At 72.0% G+C, this 19,449-nt stretch carries 15 protein-coding genes; 3 read left to right on the forward strand and 12 right to left on the reverse strand.

Annotation, left to right across the window (positions count from 1 at the left end):
• Positions 1–233: 233 nt before the first annotated feature.
• Together LQK93_RS02120 and ffh are read right to left on the reverse strand one after the other, a co-directional pair.
• Positions 234–1,166, reverse strand: a complete 933-nt coding sequence (locus LQK93_RS02120) for a tyrosine-type recombinase/integrase (protein WP_374969933.1) — start codon at positions 1,164–1,166, stop codon at positions 234–236.
• Between the two features lie 86 nt (positions 1,167–1,252).
• Positions 1,253–2,890 carry a signal recognition particle protein gene (gene ffh, locus LQK93_RS02125; protein WP_374969934.1) on the reverse strand — a complete coding sequence of 546 codons (1,638 nt, stop codon included), beginning with the start codon at positions 2,888–2,890 and terminating at the stop codon, positions 1,253–1,255.
• An 81-nt stretch (positions 2,891–2,971) separates the two neighbouring features.
• On the opposite strand from ffh, the gene LQK93_RS02130 reads away from it, so the two are divergent.
• Positions 2,972–3,403, forward strand: coding sequence for an NUDIX domain-containing protein (locus tag LQK93_RS02130; protein ID WP_374969935.1), 432 nt, complete (start codon positions 2,972–2,974; stop codon positions 3,401–3,403).
• Between the two features lie 135 nt (positions 3,404–3,538).
• On the opposite strand, the gene LQK93_RS02135 is transcribed toward LQK93_RS02130, so the two are convergent.
• The 7 genes from LQK93_RS02135 to smc all read right to left on the reverse strand — a co-directional run bounded on the left by LQK93_RS02135 (position 3,539) and on the right by smc (position 14,921).
• Positions 3,539–5,902: a [protein-PII] uridylyltransferase gene (locus tag LQK93_RS02135; RefSeq protein WP_374969936.1), complete on the reverse strand. Its 2,364-nt coding sequence runs from the start codon at positions 5,900–5,902 to the stop codon at positions 3,539–3,541.
• Positions 5,903–6,078: 176 nt separating this feature from the next.
• Positions 6,079–6,417, reverse strand: coding sequence for a P-II family nitrogen regulator (locus LQK93_RS02140; protein ID WP_374969937.1), 339 nt, complete (start codon positions 6,415–6,417; stop codon positions 6,079–6,081).
• A complete protein-coding gene (locus tag LQK93_RS02145; RefSeq protein WP_374969938.1) occupies positions 6,414–7,886 on the reverse strand; it encodes an ammonium transporter in 1,473 nt (490 codons plus the stop codon). Before LQK93_RS02145 ends, LQK93_RS02140 begins: the two co-directional genes overlap by 4 nt.
• Positions 7,887–8,083: 197 nt before the next feature.
• A complete protein-coding gene (ftsY, locus tag LQK93_RS02150) occupies positions 8,084–9,304 on the reverse strand; it encodes a signal recognition particle-docking protein FtsY (RefSeq protein ID WP_374969939.1) in 1,221 nt (406 codons plus the stop codon).
• Positions 9,297–10,913, reverse strand: a complete 1,617-nt coding sequence (locus LQK93_RS02155; protein ID WP_374969940.1) for a glycosyltransferase family 39 protein — start codon at positions 10,911–10,913, stop codon at positions 9,297–9,299. The genes ftsY and LQK93_RS02155 overlap by 8 nt, the downstream gene beginning before the upstream one ends.
• A gap of 110 nt (positions 10,914–11,023) precedes the next feature.
• Positions 11,024–11,209 (reverse strand): hypothetical protein, encoded by a 186-nt coding sequence (locus LQK93_RS02160; protein WP_374969941.1) that lies wholly within the window; start codon positions 11,207–11,209, stop codon positions 11,024–11,026.
• Between the two features lie 133 nt (positions 11,210–11,342).
• The gene (smc, locus tag LQK93_RS02165) at positions 11,343–14,921 is read right to left on the reverse strand and encodes a chromosome segregation protein SMC (protein WP_374969942.1); all 3,579 of its coding nucleotides are present in this window, start codon (positions 14,919–14,921) and stop codon (positions 11,343–11,345) included.
• A 119-nt stretch (positions 14,922–15,040) separates the two neighbouring features.
• On the opposite strand from smc, the gene LQK93_RS02170 reads away from it, so the two are divergent.
• Positions 15,041–15,703 carry an MSMEG_1061 family FMN-dependent PPOX-type flavoprotein gene (locus LQK93_RS02170; protein WP_374969943.1) on the forward strand — a complete coding sequence of 221 codons (663 nt, stop codon included), beginning with the start codon at positions 15,041–15,043 and terminating at the stop codon, positions 15,701–15,703.
• A 29-nt stretch (positions 15,704–15,732) separates the two neighbouring features.
• On the opposite strand, the gene LQK93_RS02175 is transcribed toward LQK93_RS02170, so the two are convergent.
• Together LQK93_RS02175 and LQK93_RS02180 are read right to left on the reverse strand one after the other, a co-directional pair.
• The gene (locus LQK93_RS02175) at positions 15,733–16,035 is read right to left on the reverse strand and encodes a chorismate mutase (protein WP_374971435.1); all 303 of its coding nucleotides are present in this window, start codon (positions 16,033–16,035) and stop codon (positions 15,733–15,735) included.
• Positions 16,036–16,068: 33 nt separating this feature from the next.
• A complete protein-coding gene (locus tag LQK93_RS02180; RefSeq protein WP_374969944.1) occupies positions 16,069–16,374 on the reverse strand; it encodes an acylphosphatase in 306 nt (101 codons plus the stop codon).
• 153 nt (positions 16,375–16,527) lie between these two features.
• Between LQK93_RS02180 and LQK93_RS02185 the strand changes: the two genes are divergently transcribed.
• Positions 16,528–18,549: an acyltransferase family protein gene (locus tag LQK93_RS02185; RefSeq protein WP_374969945.1), complete on the forward strand. Its 2,022-nt coding sequence runs from the start codon at positions 16,528–16,530 to the stop codon at positions 18,547–18,549.
• Between the two features lie 48 nt (positions 18,550–18,597).
• Here LQK93_RS02185 and LQK93_RS02190 read toward each other — a convergent pair whose 3' ends face one another.
• Positions 18,598–19,446: an MOSC domain-containing protein gene (locus tag LQK93_RS02190; RefSeq protein WP_374969946.1), complete on the reverse strand. Its 849-nt coding sequence runs from the start codon at positions 19,444–19,446 to the stop codon at positions 18,598–18,600.
• Positions 19,447–19,449 lie beyond the last annotated feature (3 nt).

The raw sequence follows: 19,449 nt of genomic DNA on the forward strand, positions 1-19,449 counted from the left end.
ACTCAACCGCCGGCTAGCGGTCTTGCCTTCCGCACGACGTCAACATCGCTGTTGACCAGTCGTTTCGCTTGGCGCGACAGCATCTCGGTGTCGTGCCAGCCGTCGGATCGCCCGGCGATCGGAAGAGCAAAACTGGCGTTCTTAAGTTGTAGGCCCATTCTAGGGCATAGCGGTGTATGTAGGTCAAGCGCACATCGCAAAAGTCAATAGACAATCTCACATAGTGGATAACGCTAGAGTTCTCCTAGGTTGAGCCGTGCAGCTTCCTCCGCGGCCCTCTGCTCTGCCCGGGCGCGGGTGTACCTCATCAGCATGTCGGGGCGGCTCCATCCCGCCACCGACATCAGCCCGCCTTCGGAACCGCCCGCAGCGAGCCATCGGTGGGCGGCCGTGTGCCGCATCCGGTGCGGGTGGAACCCCTCGATCCCGGCGGCCAGCGCGCGGCGCTCGAGGGCGTCATACAGCCCCGCGTAGGCAAGAATGTTCTGCCTCGCGCCCAGCCAGAAGGATGGCGACGAGGCGAGCGGCAGGCGTCGCCGGGCGCGGACGTAGGCGCCGAGAGCCACCGCGGCCTGGGCACTGAACGGCGCCCGGCGGCCGCGACGCGCCTTGGACTTGTGCACCTCGATGAAGGGCGGGTCGGCGGTCCAGTGCACGTCCTCCACGTTGAGGGCGAGCACCTCCCCCGCCCGTAGTCCGGTCTCCACCATCAGCCGGATCAGCGCCTCGTCGCGCACGTCGAGGAACTGCCGCTCGCGGGAGGCGCCCTTGGGCGTCTTGCACGTGGCGAGCAGGGCGCGAATCTGCTCGTCGGTCAGCGGGTGCACGAGCTTGGTGTCCATGGCCGGCGGGCTGATGCCCTGGAATGGGTCTGTGTCGATCTCCTCGACGGATGTCAGCCACTTCGTGAACTGCTTCACCGCAGTGAGTCGACCTCTGGCCGTGGAGCCCTCGCGCCCGCGGTCGAGCAGGTCTGCCAGGAAGGCGTCCATGGTCCGACGTGTCAGTGGTTCCAAGGCCTTCGCGTCGCAGAAGCCGAGAAACTGGCCCACGTTGCGCAGGTAGACACGGATCGTCTCCCGGGACTTGCCCGACGCGCGCAGCGACACCGCCCACGAGTCCGCCAGCTCGCGCAGGTCCGCCACGGTCAACTCAATGTCTGCCATGCCGACAACCTAGCGTTTTCTCGGCTAGATGCGCTGTGCTTGTGCTAGTTTCATCCCATCAAGCACAAATCGTGCTCAGAACGTGCTCAGCTCTTACCGAGGAACTTCTCGAAGCCCTTGGGCAGGCTCGAGGGGTCGAAGCCGGCCAACGGGTCGGCGTCGTCCGCCTGGCTGCCGGTCGTCCCGGTCGCCCCGGGGGCCCCGAACGCGCTCGCGGTGGAGGCGGCACGTCCGGCTGCTGCCTTCTCGGCGGCGGCGCGCTCCTCGGCCGCGCGCTTGGCGGGGTTGCCGCTCTTGCTCTTCTTGCGCTGGGGCTGCTGCTTGCCGCGCTTGCCCGCCCCGGGGATGCCCGGCATGCCGGGGATGCCGCCGCCACCGCCGCGCGCCATGGACTTCATCATCTTCTGGGCCTGGCCGAAGCGCTCGAGCAGCTGGTTGACCTCGGTGACCGTGACACCCGAGCCCTTGGCGATGCGGGCGCGGCGCGAGCCGTTGATCTGCTTGGGGTGGGTGCGCTCGAAGGGGGTCATCGAGCGGACCATCGCCTCGACGCGGTCGAACTCGCGGTCGTCGAAGGCGTCGAGCTGCTCGCGCATCCCCTGCATGCCCGGCATCATCTTGAGCATCGACTTGAGCGAGCCCATCTTCTTGATGGCGTTCATCTGCTGGAGGAAGTCCTCGAAGGTGAAGTCCTCCTCCGCGAGGAACTTGCGAGCCATCTCGTCGGCCTGGCGCTTGTCGAACGCCTTCTCGGCCTGCTCGATGAGGGTGAGCACGTCGCCCATGTCGAGGATGCGGCTGGCCATGCGGTCGGGGTGGAAGACCTCGACGTCGGTGACCTTCTCGCCCGTGGAGGCGAACATGATCGGCTCACCGGTGATCTCGGCGACCGACAGGGCGGCGCCACCACGGGCGTCGCCGTCGAGCTTGGAGAGCACGACACCGGTGAAGGCCACGCCCTCGTGGAAGGCCTGGGCGGTCTCGACCGCGGCCTGGCCGATCATCGCGTCGAGGACGAAGAGGACCTCGTCCGGCGAGATCGCGGCGCGGATGTCGGACGCCTGCTGCATGAGGTTGGCGTCGACGGCGAGGCGGCCGGCGGTGTCGACGATGACGACGTCGTACTGCTTGGCCCGGGCCTGCTCGATGCCCATCTGCGACACGGCGACCGGGTCGCCGAAGGAGCGGGTGCCCTCGCCGGAGTCGAGGACGGCGTCGTGCCCGCCCATGTTGCCGCGCTCGGGGGCGAAGACGGGGATGCCGGCGCGCTCGCCGACGACCTCGAGCTGGGTCACGGCGTTGGGGCGCTGCAGGTCGGCCGCGACGAGCAGGGGCGTGTGGCCCTGGTCCTTGAGCCACTTGCCGAGCTTGCCGGCGAAGGTCGTCTTGCCCGAGCCCTGCAGGCCCGCCAGCATGATGACGGTCGGCGGCTGCTTGGCGAAGCGGATGGTGCGCGTCTGCCCGCCGAGGATCGCGACGAGCTCCTCCTGCACGATCTTGACGACCTGCTGGGCCGGGTTGAGCGCCTGGCTGACCTCGGCCCCGAGGGCGCGCTCGCGCACTGCGGAGGTGAACCGCTTCACGACGGGCAGCGCCACGTCGGCGTCGAGCAGGGCGAGGCGGATGTCGCGGATCGTCGAGTTGACGTCGGACTCCGTGAGCCGGCCCTTGCCGCGGAGGTTCTTGAACGTCGCGGTCAGGCGGTCAGACAGGGATGCAAACACTCGGCAAGGTTATCCGTTCCATGAGGGCACTTCCGCACTCGCGTGCCCCGAGCCCGTATGCCGGCGCGTAGGGTCGCCTGGGTGAGTGACCCGAGCACCGCCTCCCCCGCCTCGCAGCCCTATGTCGACAAGGTGGCCTGGGTCGAGGTGGTCGACCGGCGCCTGCTGGCGGCCCGCAGCGCCGGTCGCGCGCTCTTCTACCTGCCGGGCGGCAAGCGCGAGCCGGGCGAGAGCGACGTCGAGACCCTCGCGCGGGAGGTCGAGGAGGAGCTGTCCGTCTCCGTCGACCCGGCGTCGGCGGTGCACGCCGGGACGTTCGAGGCGCCCGCGGACGGTCGCCCCGACGGCCGCGTGGTCCGCCTCACCTGCTACACGGCCGACCACTCGGGTGACCTGGCGCCCTCCCACGAGATCGCGGAGACCGCCTGGCTGAGCTCCGCTGACCTCGAGCGCGTGTCGGCGGCGAACCGGCTCGTCCTCGAGCACCTGTACCAGGCCGGCCTCGTGGACTGACACCAGGCGCCGGCGACGTGCGGCGGGAGCGTCGACGGGACGCTCGACCCGTGCAGCGCACGGGCCGGGGCGGCGGCAGCCCTGCATCCCGTCACACGTCCCGGCACCGGGGCGGGACGCAGGACGCGATGGCGGTCAGTCGGCGTCGCAGGTGTCGATGATCATCGCGACGGCCTGGGCGGCCCGCGCCGGCGCGAGCTGCCCGCCACCGAACTCGGTCACGTAGAAGGTGTCCAGGGTCTGGCCGGCATACGTGGCGATGTGCGCGGAGCGCACCGACAGGGACGCGCGGGCGAGCGTGATGCCGATGTCCTGCAGCAGCCCCGGGCGGTCGGTGGCGCGCACCTCGATGACCGTGGCGGTGTCCGAGGCGCTCGTGATGACCATCGCCCGCGTCGAGTCGACCGAGCCGGAGCCGGGGCTGCGCACGGCCGCGGTCCTGCGGCGCTGCAGCCGCCCGAGGGGTGCTCGGTCGCCGGCGGCCACGCGCCTGAGGTCACGGGCGATGGCCTCGGGCAGCGGGGTCTCACCGCCCGGCGAGTCGACCCACCACTCGTTGACCGCGAGTCCGTCGAGGGTGCGCACGATGGCCGAGCGCACGACGAAGCCGTGCGCTGCGAGGAGCCCCGCGGTGTCCGCGAACAGGCCGGCGCGGTCGCGGTCGACGACGTCGAGCCGGTGCGCTCCGCCGAGCGAGGTCACGGTGACGTAGGCATCGCCGGTCGCCACCCGCTCGAGGGCGTCGGCGGACAGCGCCAGGGCGTCGGTGGGTTCCACGGCGAGGGCCCTCTCCTCCGGGGTCTGGGCGGTCAGGGCGGCTCGGCAGGTCTCGTAGAGCCGCTGCACGAGGCTGGCGCGCCAGTCGCTCCACGCCTTGGGGCCCGCTGCTGAGGCGTCTGCCTCGGTCAGCGCGCGGAGCAGGTCGAGCGTCGCGACCGAGCCGTCGACGGCTTCGGAGAGTGCCGCGATCGTCGCCGGGTCCTCGGGGTCGCGGCGCGTTGCGAGGTCGACGAGGGTCAGGTGCTGGCGGACGAGACGGACGACCGTGTGCCGGTCCGCGTCCGGGACGCCCATCCGCTGGAGCACGGTGTCGGCGAGCTGGGCGCCGGTCGCGGAGTGGTCGCGCGAGTCGGCCACCTTGCCGATGTCGTGCAGCGCCGCCGCGAGCATGAGCAGGTCGGGACGCGCGACGTCGCGCACCATCCCGCTGGCGGCGACGACGGTCTCGACGAGGTGCCGGTCGACGGTGTGCCGGTGGACGGCGTTGCGCTGGGGGCGGCTGCGCACGGCTCGCCACTCGGGGATCCACCGCTCGACGACGCCGGCCAGGTCGAGCCCCTCCCACACCGTGACGAGCCCGGGCCCGGTCGCGAGCAGATCGGCGAAGAGGTTGCGCGCCACCTCGGGCCACGGCTCGGAAAGCGCGGGCGCGTTCGCCGCGAGGTTGCTCAGGGTTGCCGGCGAAAGGGGCATGCCGCCGCGTGCGGCCACGACGGCTGCACGCAGCGGGACGACGGGGTCCGACGACAGGTCGGCCGAGGGTCCGAGGACCGCCTCCCCGTCGTGGCGGTACAGACCGTAGCCGAGCGGGGCGAGCTGCGGGCGGCGGGGGCCGACGCGCAGGGTCCGGGCGCGCTGGGACTGCACGGACCGGCGCAGGGTGCCGTCGACGGCATACGCGATGGCCCGCGCCGACGTCGAGAGCTCGGTGAGCAGGTCGTCCGCGTCGCGGTGGCCGAGGAGGGCAGCGCACGCGTCCTGGTCGTCGCGGGTGAGCCGGTCGCGCCCCCGCCCGGTCACGACGTGGATGGCGTCGCGCACGTCGAGGATGCGCTCGTACGCGTCGTCGACGTCGCCGTGCGGGCGGTCGGTCAGCCAGGCCGCCGTCAGCGCCCGCAGGACCGACATGTCGCGCAGCCCGCCGTGGGCCTCCTTGAGGTCCGGCTCGATGAGGTGGGCCAGGTCGCCTTGCCGGGCGTGGCGCTGCACCACCGACTCCTGCATCTCCCCGAGCCGCGTGCGCGCGTTGGCGCGCCAGTCGTGGGCCACGGTCGAGCGTGCCGCGTTGACGACGTCGGCGTCCCCGGCGACGTGCGTCAGGTCGAGCAGGCCGACCGCCGCGGTCAGGTCGTCCGAGGCGACCGCCCGGCAGTCGGCCACGGTGCGGACGCTGTGGTCGAGGCGTACTCCGGCGTCCCAGATCGGGTACCAGAGCTTGTCGGCGAAGGCGCCGACCTCCTTGCCCGACAGGCCCCGTGGGTGGTGCACGAGGACGAGGTCGTAGTCGCTGAGCGGCCCCCCGTCGCCACGGGCCAGGGAGCCGACGGCGGCGAGGGCGACGCCCTCGTGCCGCCGCCCCGCGCAGGCCTCGCGCCAGAGCTCCTGCAGCCAGCCGAAGCCGAACTCCGCGAGCGCCCGGCGCCGGGTCGGTCCGGCGCCGGGCGTCGCGAAGCTGCGGGTGCCGGCGAGGTCCAGACGTCTGGTGGTCACGTCCGTCATGTCAGGTCCCGCCGTCCCCTCGGTTCGGTCTCTCGGTGCTGGTGGAGAGGCGCTCGGGCCCCGCCGCCAGTGGTGCTTCACACCGGTGGTACCGGTGGGTGCTGCTGGTCGGTGCTGGTCGATGCTGGTCGGTGCTGGTCGGTGCTGCTGGTCGATGCTCCCGGCGTGGACCGCCCTCAGAGGGCGGCCACACCCCGCTCGCCGGTGCGGACCCTGACCACCTCGTCCACGGGAACCGACCAGATCTTGCCGTCACCGATGCGACCGGTCTGGGCCGCCTTGAGGATGACGTCGAGGACGTCGGAGGCGTCCACGTCGTCGACGAGCACCTCGAGGCGGACCTTCGGCACGAAGTCGACGGTGTACTCGGCACCGCGGTAGACCTCGCTGTGGCCGCGCTGGCGGCCGTAGCCGCTCGCCTCGCTGATCGTCATGCCGGCGACGCCGAAGGCCTCGAGGGCCTCCTTCACCTCGTCGAGCTGGTGCGGCTTGATGATGGCGGTGATGAGCTTCACGCGCTTGCCCCTTCCTTGGAGGACGGCTCGTCGGCGACGGCCTGTCGGGTTCGTTCGGCCACGACGCCCGAGGTGGGCAGGCTACGGCTGCCACCCGTGAACGAGCCGAGGTCGTACGCGGTCTCCGCGTGCTCCAGCAGGTCGATACCGCTGACCTCCTCCTCCTCGGAGATGGTGAAGCCCATGGTCTTGTGCAGGACCCAGCCGATGGCGAAGGTCACCACGAAGGAGTAGGCGAGCACCGCGAAGGCCCCCAGGGTCTGGGCCCCGAGCTGTCCGAAGCCGCCGCCGAAGAGGAGACCGTCGTTCATCGTGAGGCCGGCCGTGCCGGTCGGGCTGTTGGTGGCGTCGGCGAGGAAGCCGATGAGCAGGGTGCCGATGAGGCCACCGACGAGGTGCACGCCGACCACGTCGAGGCTGTCATCGAAGCCGAAGCGGAACTTGAGGCCGACCGCGAGGGCACAGCCCACACCGGCCGCGAGACCGACGACGAGAGCACCCCACGGGGAGACGGTGGCGCAGGCGGGGGTGATGGCCACGAGGCCGGCGACGACACCGGAGGCCGCACCGAGCGAGGTGGCGTGGCCGTCGCGGATCTTCTCCGTGATGAGCCAGCCGAGCATGGCGGTGCAGGTGGCGCCGAGGGTGTTGACCCAGACGCCGGCGGCCAGCGTGCCTGCGCTCAGGGCCGAGCCGGCGTTGAAGCCGAACCAGCCGAACCACAGGATGCCGGCACCGATCATGACCAGGGTCAGGTTGTGCGGACGCATCGGCTCCTTGGGCCACCCGACCCGCTTCCGGAGCAGGATCGCGAGGGCGAGGCCCGCGACACCGGCGTTGATGTGGATGGCCGTGCCGCCCGCGAAGTCGTAGGCGCCGGCGCCACCGAGGAAGAGTCCCTCGGCCTTGTTGGCGATCCAGCCGCCCGTCTCGGCCGCGAAGCCGCTGAAGGCGAAGACCCAGTGGGCCGCGGGGAAGTAGACGAGCGTCGCCCAGATCACCGTGAAGACGGTCCACGTGACGAACTTGGCCCGGTCGGCGATCGCGCCCGAGACGAGGGCCACGGCGATGATCGCGAAGACGACCTGGAAGGCGACGAAGGCGCCACCGGGGATGCCCCCTGCCGCCGGCGTGCCGGCTGCCGCGTCAGCGGGGACGTAGCCGTAGATGGCATCGAGCACGCCCTTGAGCCCGAAGTGTTCGAAGGGGTTGCCGAGGAGACCACCGCCGAGGTCGTTGCCGAACGTCTCGCTGTAGCCCCAGAGGATCCACACCGTGCCGACCGTGCCCATGGTGATGAACGACATCATCATCATGTTGAGGACGCTCTTGGTGCGGACCATGCCGCCGTAGAAGAGGGCGAGACCAGGGGTCATGAACAGCACCAGGGCGGCTGCTGCGAGGACCCACGCGGTGTTCCCGCTGTCGGTGAACGGCGTGTCTGCCGTCACGAAGGTAAGTGCGCTCATGGCCGAAACGATGGACGGGCCGAATTTCAGCGGGCCTCGTCCTGTGTTACGACCGTGTCAACTCCACCGTGGCGGTGTTAGCAGACGGTTTCGTCCACCGGGACCGTCCGGATGGTGGACGGGCTCCGGACACACCGGAGCCGCCCGGCCCGGCCGGCTCATCCGGGCGCGGCTCGTCCGAGCGGCTCGCGTGCGGCTCAGTTGACGATGGCGTCGACGAAGGCCTCGGGGTCGAAGGGGGCGAGGTCGTCGGGCCCCTCGCCGAGGCCGACGAGCTTGACCGGGACGCCGAGCTGGCGCTGGACGGCCACGACGATGCCGCCCTTGGCGGTGCCGTCGAGCTTGGTCAGCACGATGCCGGTGACGTCCACGGCCTCGGAGAAGACCTTGGCCTGTTGGAGACCGTTCTGGCCGGTGGTCGCGTCGAGGACGAGGAGCACCTCGTCGATCTCGCTCTGCTTCTCGATGACGCGCTTGACCTTGCCGAGCTCGTCCATGAGGCCGACCTTGTTGTGCAGGCGGCCGGCCGTGTCGATGATGACGACGTCGACCTCCTCCTCGATGCCGGCTTTCACGGCATCGAAGGCCACGGCGGCGGGGTCGGCGCCGTCCTTGTCCGAACGCACGGTGGGCACGCCGACACGGGCACCCCAGGTCTCGAGCTGGTCGGCGGCGGCGGCGCGGAAGGTGTCCGCCGCACCGAGGAGCACCTCGCGGTCCTCGGCGACGAGGACGCGGGCGAGCTTGCCGACGGTGGTCGTCTTGCCGGTGCCGTTGACGCCGACGACCAGGATGACGGCGGGGCGGTCGCCCACACGGGTGCTCGTGATGCGGCGGTCCATGTCTGGCTGGACGAGGGAGAGCAGGTCCTCGCGGAGCCAGCCGCGGACGGTGGCCTCGTCGGTGGCGCCGTCGACCTTGACACGGGTGCGCAGCGACTCGACGAGCTCCATGCTCGCCTCGACGCCGAGGTCGGAGGAGATGAGGGTGTCCTCGACCTCCTCCCAGGTCTCCTCGTCGAGCTTCCCGCGCGAGAGCAGGGCGAGCAGGCCCTGTCCGATGGAGGAGTTGGAGCGTGCGAGGCGGGCGCGCAGGCGCTGGAGGCGGCCGCGGGCGGAGGCGGGACGCTCGACCGTCGGCTGCGGCGGTGCGGGCGCGACCTCCGGCTCTGGCTCGACCTCGACGGTGGCCGGGGCACCGGGGTGCTCCGGCGGGGCCACGGTGTCGGCGGTGCCGGTGGTGTCGCCGGGTGGCTGACGATCGAGGTCCTCGGTGGGCAGCCCTGGCCGCGCGGGCGCGGCCTCCCGCTCGAGCGTGCCACGCCGCCCGGCGATCAGGCTCACGCCGTAGGCGATCGCTCCGAGCAGGACGATGACGCCGACGATGACGTAGATCAAGACTGTGTCCACGTCAGCCATCCAACCACGGCCGGCGACGGTGCCGACCGCGCGCTGTCGCCGCTCGGACGGCCCTCCCACCGGCCGCCACGCGCCTTCTGCCGGCGGCCACGTGGGGTCGTACGTCTGCGGTCCACCACAGCGCGGCGACCGCCAGCAGAGGGACATAGGTGATGAGGTAGCGGGACCGGCCCTGGAAGAGCAGGGTGAAGGCGGCCACGCCGACGAGGGTCACGAGCAGGAGCAGCGACTCGGCCGTCACCCGTCCACGCAGCCATCCCACCGCGGCGAGAGCGAGGACCAGCCACCAGAGGGCCTGGGTGAGTGCCACCCTCGGACCGAAGAGCTGCCCACTCGGAGAGTTCCACGATTGGACCGTCTCGAAGGGCTGACCATGGTGCACCGGTCGGCGCGACAGGTCGCTGCCCTCGCCGTACGCCCAGAGCATGCCGTCTCCCCAGTTGAAGTCGAGCTTGTTGACCTCGAACGCGAGCGTGCCGAGCACCCCGCGACGCTTGAGCTCGGCACTGATCATGTGCTTGGAGATGCGGTCCTGGACCGGGGTCGGCTTGCCGAACGTCGCGCTGTTGGTCGGTCGGTCGTAGCCGCCGAAGATGCGGTTGTGGTTCGGTCCGACCTGGACCCGGATCCCACTGGCGACGTAGTGCCAGACCGAGGCGCTCACACCGTGGGTGGTGGCAGGTGGCTCGGCCCAGCGCGCCACCAGGGGGCCGCTCATGAGCATGCCGATGGCGACGCCAGCAGCCAGGCAGCCGACGCGCACCGTGCAGGCGATCCACGTCCTGCGGTCGCGATCACCAAGAGCCACGGCCACGAACCACAGGGTCGCCGCGACGATCACCACGAGAGGGGTCGTCTTGAGGGCGACACCGATCGCCAGGATGCCTCCGGCGGCAAGCGCCCATGCCCCTGTCGTGCGTCGATTGCGCGCCCGGTGAGCGCGGATCACGCAGTAGATCGCCCAGACAGGCGTCCACATGGAGGGCACGTCGGTGTAGGGCACGGCCATCCACGGGCTCAGCCCCACGAGGAGGGTCACGAGCACCATGGCCGCGAGCGCGGTGGTGTGGTCTCCCATCAGAAGGCAGAGCCGGTACACCCCCGCGAGGGTCACGGCGAGGAAGACGACCTGGAAGGCGAGGAAGACGGTGCCGTAGTCCAGGCCGGTCGCCTCGGCCAAGCGGTGGGCCTGGCGCGCCAGCATGAGCAGGAGGTCGTTGTTGGGATATCGCGAGAGGTACGCGATCTCGTACGCGGAGACCTGCTCGGGCGCTCTTGCCACGAGGTTCTGGATGAGTTTCGAGTCCCAGGTGGTGACGTAGTAGGTGGCGTAGCCCACAAACGCCGAGAGCGCCGTGCACGCCACCCCGACCGGTAGGGCCAGGCGGCGCGCCAAGCGGTCGGACGGCAGGCCGCCTCGGCGCAGCAGGACCCAGGTCGCCACGGCCAGCACCGCGAAGCTCGCGAGCGCAGCCGGCCGGGAGTACGGGATGGCCGTGAACCGTGGAGCCACCATCGTCATCGTGAGCAGGCCGAGGGCCAGCAGCCCGCCCAGACGGCTGACTCGGATCCAGCTTCTCGCGGGTCGTGGATCTCCGCTGACGTTCATTGCACCCCTGCGTCAACTCGTCTTCGCTTATGTGCCGAAGCATAGACAAAGGTGTCTGACGCAGAGCAATCGGACGCACCTGCGGCCACCGGGCCGGGGAAGCGAGGCGCTCAGGGCAGCCGGGCGGTGACGCGACGGTGGAGGGTGCCCGCACGGCGACGTGCCGAGCGTGCGACCCCTTCCCCCTTGGCGGTGAGCAGGTCTCGGCCGCCGCGGTGCGCGGGCACCGCCACGACGCCGACGACCGCGACACCGAGCACGGTGACGACGAGCATCGAGATGACAAGGAAGACCATGGGAGAAGAGTGACTGATGTGACTGGTGTGACGCAAACAACCGCGGATGAAGATTCGGCAACGGCTACATGGCCGTCCGTCGGGCACCCGGCGACGTCCGGCAGACGAACCGGAGAGGTCGTATGCCGTGTGCTCAGGCGGAGCGGTCCGCGACGTCGCGGATGCGCTGGGACACGACCGTCGTGACCCCGTCGCCACGCATGCTGACGCCATAGAGCGCGTCCGCGATCTCCATCGTCTTCTTCTGGTGCGTGATGACGATGAGCTGCGAGCTGTCGCGCAGCTCCTCGAAGAGCGTGATCAGCCGGCCGAGGTTGGCGTCATCGAGCGCCGCCTCGACCTCGTCCATGATGTAGAACGGCGAGGGCCGGGCCTTGAAGATCGCGACGAGAAGCGCCACGGCCACCAGTGAGCGCTCGCCACCGGAGAGCAACGACAGTCGCTTGATCTTCTTGCCGGGCGGACGGGCCTCGACCTCGAGGCCGGTGGTCAGCATGTTGGACGGGTCGGTGAGCACCAGGCGCCCCTCGCCGCCCGGGAAGAGGCGCTGGAAGACGCGCTCGAACTGCACGGCGGTGTCCTCGAACGCCTCGGCGAAGACCCGCTGGACGCGCTCGTCGACCTCCTTGACGATGTCGAGCAGGTCGCGCTTGCTGTTCTTGAGGTCCTCCAGCTGCTCGGTGAGGAACTTGTGCCGCTCCTCGAGGGCACTGAACTCCTCGAGGGCGAGCGGGTTGATCCGGCCCAACGCGCTCAGCTTGCGCTCGGCCTGGCGCAGCCGCTTCTCCTGCGCCTCGCGCACGAAGGGGACCGGCTCGGGCTGGGCCCGGTCCGGGTCGGCGTCGGGGTCGGGCACGGCGGGGACCGGTTGGTGCGGCCCGTACTCCTCGACGAGGTCGGCCGGCGCGATGCCGAGCTCCTCGACCGCCCTGGTCTCGAGCTGCTCGATGCGCAGGCGCTGCTGGGTGCGGGCCACCTCGTCGCGGTGCACGGTGTCGGTCAGCTCGCGCAGCTCGGCCTGCAGGGTCGCGACGTCGCGTCGCACGACAGCGAGCTCGGCGTCGCGCTCGGTGCGCTCGGCCTCCCCCGCGGCCCGAGCCCGTCCGGCCTGGTCGGCCGACTCGGCGAGCAAGTCGTGAGCCCACGCGGCGGCGGTCCGCACCGCCTCGGCCACGGCGGCCTCCCGGCGGCGGCGCGCGCGCTTCTCGGCGAGACGCTGGCGACTCTCCTCCTCGTGACGGGCCCCGCGCTCGAGGGCGTCGGCGCGGTCCTTGAGGGCGCGGGCGCGTTCCTCGCGGGTGCGCAGCCCGAGGCGCAGGTCGGTCTCGGCGGCGCGGGCCTCGCGGGCCAGGGCCTCGAGGCGGTCGCGCTCCTCGGTGGACGGCTCCTCGGCGAAGTCGCCCTCGCCGCTCGCGGCCTCCAGCCGCTCGAGCAGCGCGGCGTGCTCGGCCCGGTCGGTCTCGAGCGCCCCGGCGGCGTCGGCGACGGCCTTCTCGGTGCGCTCGACCTCCGCCCGCGCCGCCCGCAGGGTCTGGCCGAGCGAGCCGAGCTTCTCGGCGATGGCCGCCATCCGGGCGTCGCTCTCGTTGAGCCGTTCGAGGGCTGCCTCCACGGAGTCGGAGAGCTCTGCGCGGGCGGCTTCGGCCCCTGCGACGCGGAAGCGCGCCTCCTCCCCCTCACGGGTGGCCCGCGCCATGGCGTCCTGCGCGTCGTCGAGGGCCGCCTGCAGCTCGAGCAGGCTCGGCGCGGTGGTGCTGCCACCGCGGACGGTGCCGGGGGCGTAGACGTCGCCACCGCGCGTCACCGCGGTCACCCCCGCATGGGCGCGCAGCAGCGCCTTGGCCTGCTGCACATCCGCGACGAGCGCGACCCGGTCGAGCACCTGGTCGACCGCCGGGCGCACGCTCTCGGGGCACGAGACGACGTCGCGGGCCCACCGGGCTCCGTCGTCGAGCACCGGCCAGGCTGCAGGGTCCACGGACGTGGCCGACTCGGCCACGAGCAGGCTGGCGCGCCCGTGGTCACCGTCGCGCAGGGCGTCCAGTGCCGCGGCCGCAGCATCGAGCGATCCGACGGCCAGCGCCTCGGCGGCCGACCCGAGGGCGGCGGCGACGGCGTTCTCGAGGCCCGGCTCGACGGTAACGAGCGAGGCCACCGAGCCGAGGATCTCGTGGCCCTCGTCGGCGGCGGCGAGCAGGGCCGCAGCCCCGTCCTTGCGGCTCAGGCTGAGCCCGAGCGCCTCCACGCGGGCTGCTGCGGTGGTGCGGGCCCGCTCGGCGGTGGCTTCCGCCTCCTTCCAGCGCGCCAGCTCCGCCTCGGCCGCCTCGAGCCGCGCCGCCGCCTCCTCGTAGGCGGTGTCGAGGCCCTCCTCGCCCTCCTCGTCCTGGGCGACGCTCGCCTCCAGTCGGGAGAACTCGCGCTCGGCCTCGGCGGCGCGTGCCTGCGCCGCCTCGATGGTGCTGCGCAGGCGTCCGACCTCGGCCTCGCGGGCCTCGATGCGCGAGGCCCGGGCGCCGACCTGGCCGCCCAGCTTGGCCAGGCCCTCACGACGGTCGGCCGCGGCCCGCACCTCCCGCTGCAGGCGTGAGATCTCCTCCGCGTGGCTGCGTTCGGCATCGGTGCGAGACAGCACCGCCTCCTCGAGGGCGGCCTTGGCCTCGGCGATCTCCTCGAGGAGGAACGCCTCCTGCTCGCGCACCTCTGCAGCCTGCGCACGCAGCTGCTCCGGGTCGCGGCCCTGGCCGGGGGCCTCGGGCTCGTCGTCCTCGCTGAGCAGGCGTACGCGCTCGGCGGCGAGCGAGCGCGTGGAGGCCATGCGCTCCACGAGTCGGCCGAGCGAGACGTACTCGTCCTGCGCCCGGGTCAGCGCCGGGCGGGCCGCCTCGGCGGCTGCCTCGAGGGCCGCGAGCCGCTCGGCCAGCCCCGCGATCGACTCCTCGACCTCGGCGCGCCTCTCGATGAGGGCCGACTCGTCGGCGACCTCCTGCTCGAGGGTCGACGTCAGCTGCACGAGGTCGTCCGCGAGCAGCCGCAGGCGCGCGTCGCGGGCATCGGTCTGGATGACGGCGGCCTTGCGCGCCGTCTCCGCCTGGCGCCCCAGTGGCCCGAGCTGGCGGCGGATCTCGCCGGTGAGGTCCTGCACCCGGGTGAGGTTGGCCTCCATCGTGTCGAGCTTGCGCAGTGCGCGCTCCTTGCGCTTGCGGTGCTTGAGGACGCCGGCCGCCTCCTCGATGAAGCCGCGACGCTCCTCGGGCGTGGCCCGCAGCACCGTGTCGAGCTGGCCCTGGCCGACGATGACGTGCATCTCGCGGCCGATGCCGCTGTCCGAGAGCAGCTCCTGCACGTCGAGCAGGCGGCACGGGGTGCCGTTGATCGCGTACTCCGAGCCGCCATTGCGGAACATCGTGCGCGCGATCGTCACCTCGGTGTAGTCGATCGGCAGCGCGCCGTCGGTGTTGTCGATGGTGAGGGCCACCTCGGCGCGGCCCAGCGGCGCGCGACCCGCCGTGCCGGCGAAGATGACGTCCTCCATCTTGCCGCCACGCAGCGACTTCGCGCCCTGCTCGCCCATCACCCAGGCGAGGGCGTCGACGACGTTGCTCTTGCCCGAGCCGTTGGGTCCCACGATGCAGGTGATGCCCGGCTCGAGGCGCATGTGGGTCGCGGAGGCGAAGGACTTGAAGCCCTTCAGCGTGAGGCTCTTGACGTACACGACCCGAGAAATCCTTTGTCCAGCCTGCGGCGATCCCGGTCAGCGTACTAGCAGGGAGGCCGCGCCTCGTGGAGGCGAGCGTCCGCACCCGACGCGCGCGGACGGCATACCGTGGACGGGTGGAAGACGACGCGCGGCCGGGGACCGCCGCCCAGCACGAGCACCGCGTCACCTCGCTCGAGCGGCTACTCGAGGTCTACCCCACTCCGCCGGCACCGAACTCGCTGCTCGCCAAGGAGTCGCGGGTGCTCACGCGCAGCCACCGGCGGATCATCGAGGCCGCCCCGTTCGTCGTGGTCGCCACGGTGGGTGACGGAGGCCTGGACCAGTCGCCACGCGGCGACCGCCCGGGCTTCGTCGTGGTCCGGGACGAGCGCACCCTCGTGATCCCCGACCGGCGCGGCAACAACCGCCTCGACACGCTGCGCAACCTCGTCGCCGACCCCCGGGTCGGCCTCCTCTTCCTCGTGCCCGGGCTCGGTGAGGAGCTGCGGGTGCGGGGCACGGCCATCGTCTCGACCGACCCCGATGAGCTGGGACGCCACGAGGTCGGGGGCACCCGCCCGGCGTCCGTCCTCGTCATCACCGTCGAGCGCGTCTACTTCCAGTGCGCCCGCGCGGTCAAGCGCAGCCGGCTCTGGGACCCTGGCTCCCGCGTCGAACCCCGGACCCTGCCCACCGCGGGAGACATGACCCGAGAGGCCGGAGGGTTCGCCACCGATGCCGAGGCGGCCGCGTACGACGCAGCGCTCGACGAGCGCCAGGACGCCACGCTCTACTGAGCTCCTGGCGCACCGGTCGTCCGTGGCGTCTACGAGCTGCCGTTGGCGATGCGCTCGTGGTGGTGGATCACCTCCGCGATGATGAAGTTCAGGAACGCCTCGGCGAAGACGGGGTCGAGTCCCGCGCTGTCGGCGAGCGCCCGCAGCCGGGCGATCTGCTGCTCCTCGCGCCGTGGGTCGGCCGGGGGAAGGTGCTGCTCGGCCTTGAGGCGACCCACCTGCTGCGTGCACTTGAAGCGCTCGGCGAGCAGGTGCACGAGCGCGGCGTCGATGTTGTCGATGCTGCTGCGCAGCCGGGCCAGCTCTGCAGGCACCTCGGGCACGTCGCTCACCGGATCGTCGCTCACCGGGTCAGAGTAGGGCGCTCAGCGTTCGACGAAGCCGCTGGTTCCGTCCTTCGGAACGCCCGGCTGCACGACGACGCTCTCGACGCGTCCTGGTCGCCGGGTCGTGGAGGGCGACTCTCGCAGCAGGGCCTCGAGCGCGGCCACGGCGTCCGCGCTGCCCTGCGCCACCACCTCGACCCGGCCGTCGGAGGTGTTGCGCGCGTGCCCGACGAGCCCGAGCTCGAGCGCCCGGGCGCGGGTCCACCAACGGAAGCCGACGCCCTGCACCGATCCCCGGACGAACATGGTCGCACGCACGGCCCGTCCGTTCGCGGGCTCGCTCACCGGCCCACTCCGGAGCCGTGCGCGCCGTGCTTCGCCGCCTGGTCCATCCCCACACGGTATGCCGCGTGGCGCCGCAAGACCGTCACCGACCGTAACTATGCTCGCCGCAGGCAGAGCGGTGACTCCACGCACCGAGGCCACGGAAGGAGCGACGTGTCGACGTCGGCGATTTCACGGGCGGCTGGCACGGGTCAGACCGCCGACACGGCCACGGGGGCCAGTCCCCGATCCGGGCGCGCGCGAGGGGGTTCGCCCGGCTCCCCCGGGCGGCCCGGGCGCATCGAGGGACTCGACGGCCTGCGGGCCCTCGCCATCGTCGCGGTCCTCGTCTACCACCTCAACGCCTCGTGGCTCCCCGGCGGCTTCCTCGGCGTCGACGTGTTCTTCGTCGTGTCGGGCTTCCTCATCACGACCCTGCTCGTGCGCGAGCACGAGAGCACGGGACGTGTCCGGCTCTCGCAGTTCTGGCTCCGCCGGGCCCGCAGGCTGCTGCCGGCCCTCGTGCTGTGTGTCGTCACCAGCGTGCTCATCGCCCGGGCCGTCAGCCAGGACCTGCTCGTCGACATCGGCCGCGAGATCCTCGGCGCGCTCACCTTCTCGACCAACTGGGTCGAGATCACCGCCGGCACGAGCTACTTCGACCAGACCGCGCCGCAGCTCTTCATGAACTTCTGGTCCCTCGCGGTCGAGGAGCAGTTCTACCTCGTGTGGCCGCTGCTGACGCTGGCCCTGCTAGCCGTGTCGAGCCGGGTGCGAGTCGGTGCGGCCGTCGCGGTGGGGCTGGCCTCGTCGCTGCTGATGGCGGCGTTCTTCTCCCCCGGCAGCGACGGCACGCGCGTCTACTACGGCACGGACACGCACGTCATGGGCCTGATGGCGGGGGCGGCCCTCGCCTTCGCGTGGGCCAGCCCGCGGCTGGCGCCCCGGGTCGCCCCCTCCCGATGGGGACGGCTCGGGCCGTATGCCGTCCCGCTGGCCCTCCTGGTCCTCCTGGCCGAGATGGCCCTCCTCGACGAGCAGTCGGCCTGGACCTTCCGAGGCGGCATCCTCCTGGCCTCGGTGGCCACCGCCGTGCTCGTCATGGGCGTGGTCGAGCGGCGCCCGGGCGGGCCGGGGCTGGTCACGCGCGCCATGCGCCACCCGGCGGCCGGCTGGGTGGGTGCCCGCTCGTACTCCATCTACCTCTGGCACTGGCCGGTCATCCTGCTGGTCGCCCTCGACAACCCGTCGGCTCCCGGCACCGTCTCGCACCTGCTGACCCGGCTGTGGTGCGTGCTCGTGACCATCGCCCTCGCCGACCTGACCTTCCGCTTCGTCGAGACACCGTTCCGCACCCTCGGCTTCCGCGGCGTCGCGGTCGCCCTCCGCCGTGGCGTCTCCCGGCTGACCCTGCGCGGCCGGCGCGTCGTGGCCGTCGTCGTCGCCGTCCTCGCGCTCGCGACCGGCGTCATCGTGCTCACGGCGCCCGACCAGAGCCAGACGGCTCAGATGCTCGCCGAGAACGAGGCGGCCGCAGACCCGCAGGCGCCCCCCTCGGGCGCCCCCTCCACCGCCTCGTCCGGCGTGCCGAGCATGCCTTCCACGCCGGGCGCGACGGCGCCGTCAGCCTCGGGCACCCCGAGCGGTCCCTCAGCCACGAAGGCGTCGTTCGCCATGCCGAGCGGACCCGAGATCGACGCCTACGGCGACTCCATCATGGTCGGCAGCCTGCAGGCGCTGCGCTACTACTTCCCGGGCATCCGCATCGACGCCAAGTCCAACCGCCGGTGGTCCGACGGGCTCGCGCAGGTGAGGGCGCGCGGCTCGGACAACCGGCGCGCGGTCGTCCTGGCGTTCGGCACCAACGCCGGCGTCGACGAGGACGCCGTCAAGCAGGTCCTCGACACCCTGGGCCCCAAGCGCATGGTGGTCCTCGTCAACATCATGGCTCCCTTCTCCCGCGTCGACTCCGACAACGCGACGCTCGAGCTCGTGGCCCGCGGCCGGTCCAACGTCGTGGTCGCCGACTGGGCCGACGCGATCCGGGCCCACCCCGAGCAGGTGCAGTCCGACCGGATCCACCCGACGATCACGGGCGCGCACCTGTTCTCCAAGACGGTGCGGCAGGCCCTGGCCGACCTCTCCGAGCGCCACACCGGCAAGAAGGTCGTGCTCAGGGAGCTCCCGATCCCCTGAGGCCGCTGCCCGACCGGGGAGGGCCACAGGTGGATGCGGCGTCGGCGTTCAGACCGCCACGACGGGATCGCCGGCGCGGATGGTGGCGCCGGGCGCCAGCGGCAGCACCGGGGTGAGCCTGATGCCGAACCACGTCGCCCCGTCCCACTTCCGGTGGCGGGCCAGCGTGCGGATCGGCTCCTTGCGGGTGCGCAGGTCGTTCCGGTCGATCGTCGTCATGACGCAGCGGTCGCACACCATGGTGCGGCGGAAGGGCACGTCGCCGATGCGCACCGAGGACCACGAGTCCTCGGCGAACGCCTCGCCTCCCGCCACGACCACGTTGGGCCGGAACCGGTCGTGCTCGACGGGGTCACCCGGCTCCTCCCCACGCTCGGCAGCCGTCTCGAGCAGCCAGTCACCCAGCCGGCGCAGCGACGCCTCCGACGTCACGTGCAGCGGCGCGGCGTCCGAGAGCGAGTTGCGGTCTCCCGTCCGCCCGCCCATCTCGGGCCGGATGGGCCGGACGGTGTCGTCGTCCTGCCACACCAGCCGCAGGGGTCGACCGACCCGCGCGGACAGCCAGGCGTTCGCGTCGGAGCCGGCCGGCCTCGCCTCGTCCTGGCCGGAGAAGCGGACCGGCACGGGGGTGGCACGCGACGGCACCTCCACCGTCAGGGGCTCCGCACCGGGCCCCGTCAGCCGGATCGCGCCTTCCGGCAGCGGCTCGGCCCGCAGGCCGAGCAGCCCGTGCTCCTCGCGCGCCGTGACCTTCGTGCCCTCCTCGTCCACAACCGCCCACCGTCGGTCGCCGCGCAGGCCCTGCGCCTCGACGACCGCGTCCTGCACGGACACGCCGACCAGCGACTTCACGGGATAGACCGCCAGCGCGGTGACGACCACGTCCGCTCGCCCCATCAC

The sequence above is a fragment of the Terrabacter sp. BE26 genome (assembly GCF_041941675.1).
GTDB lineage: Bacteria > Actinomycetota > Actinomycetes > Actinomycetales > Dermatophilaceae > Terrabacter.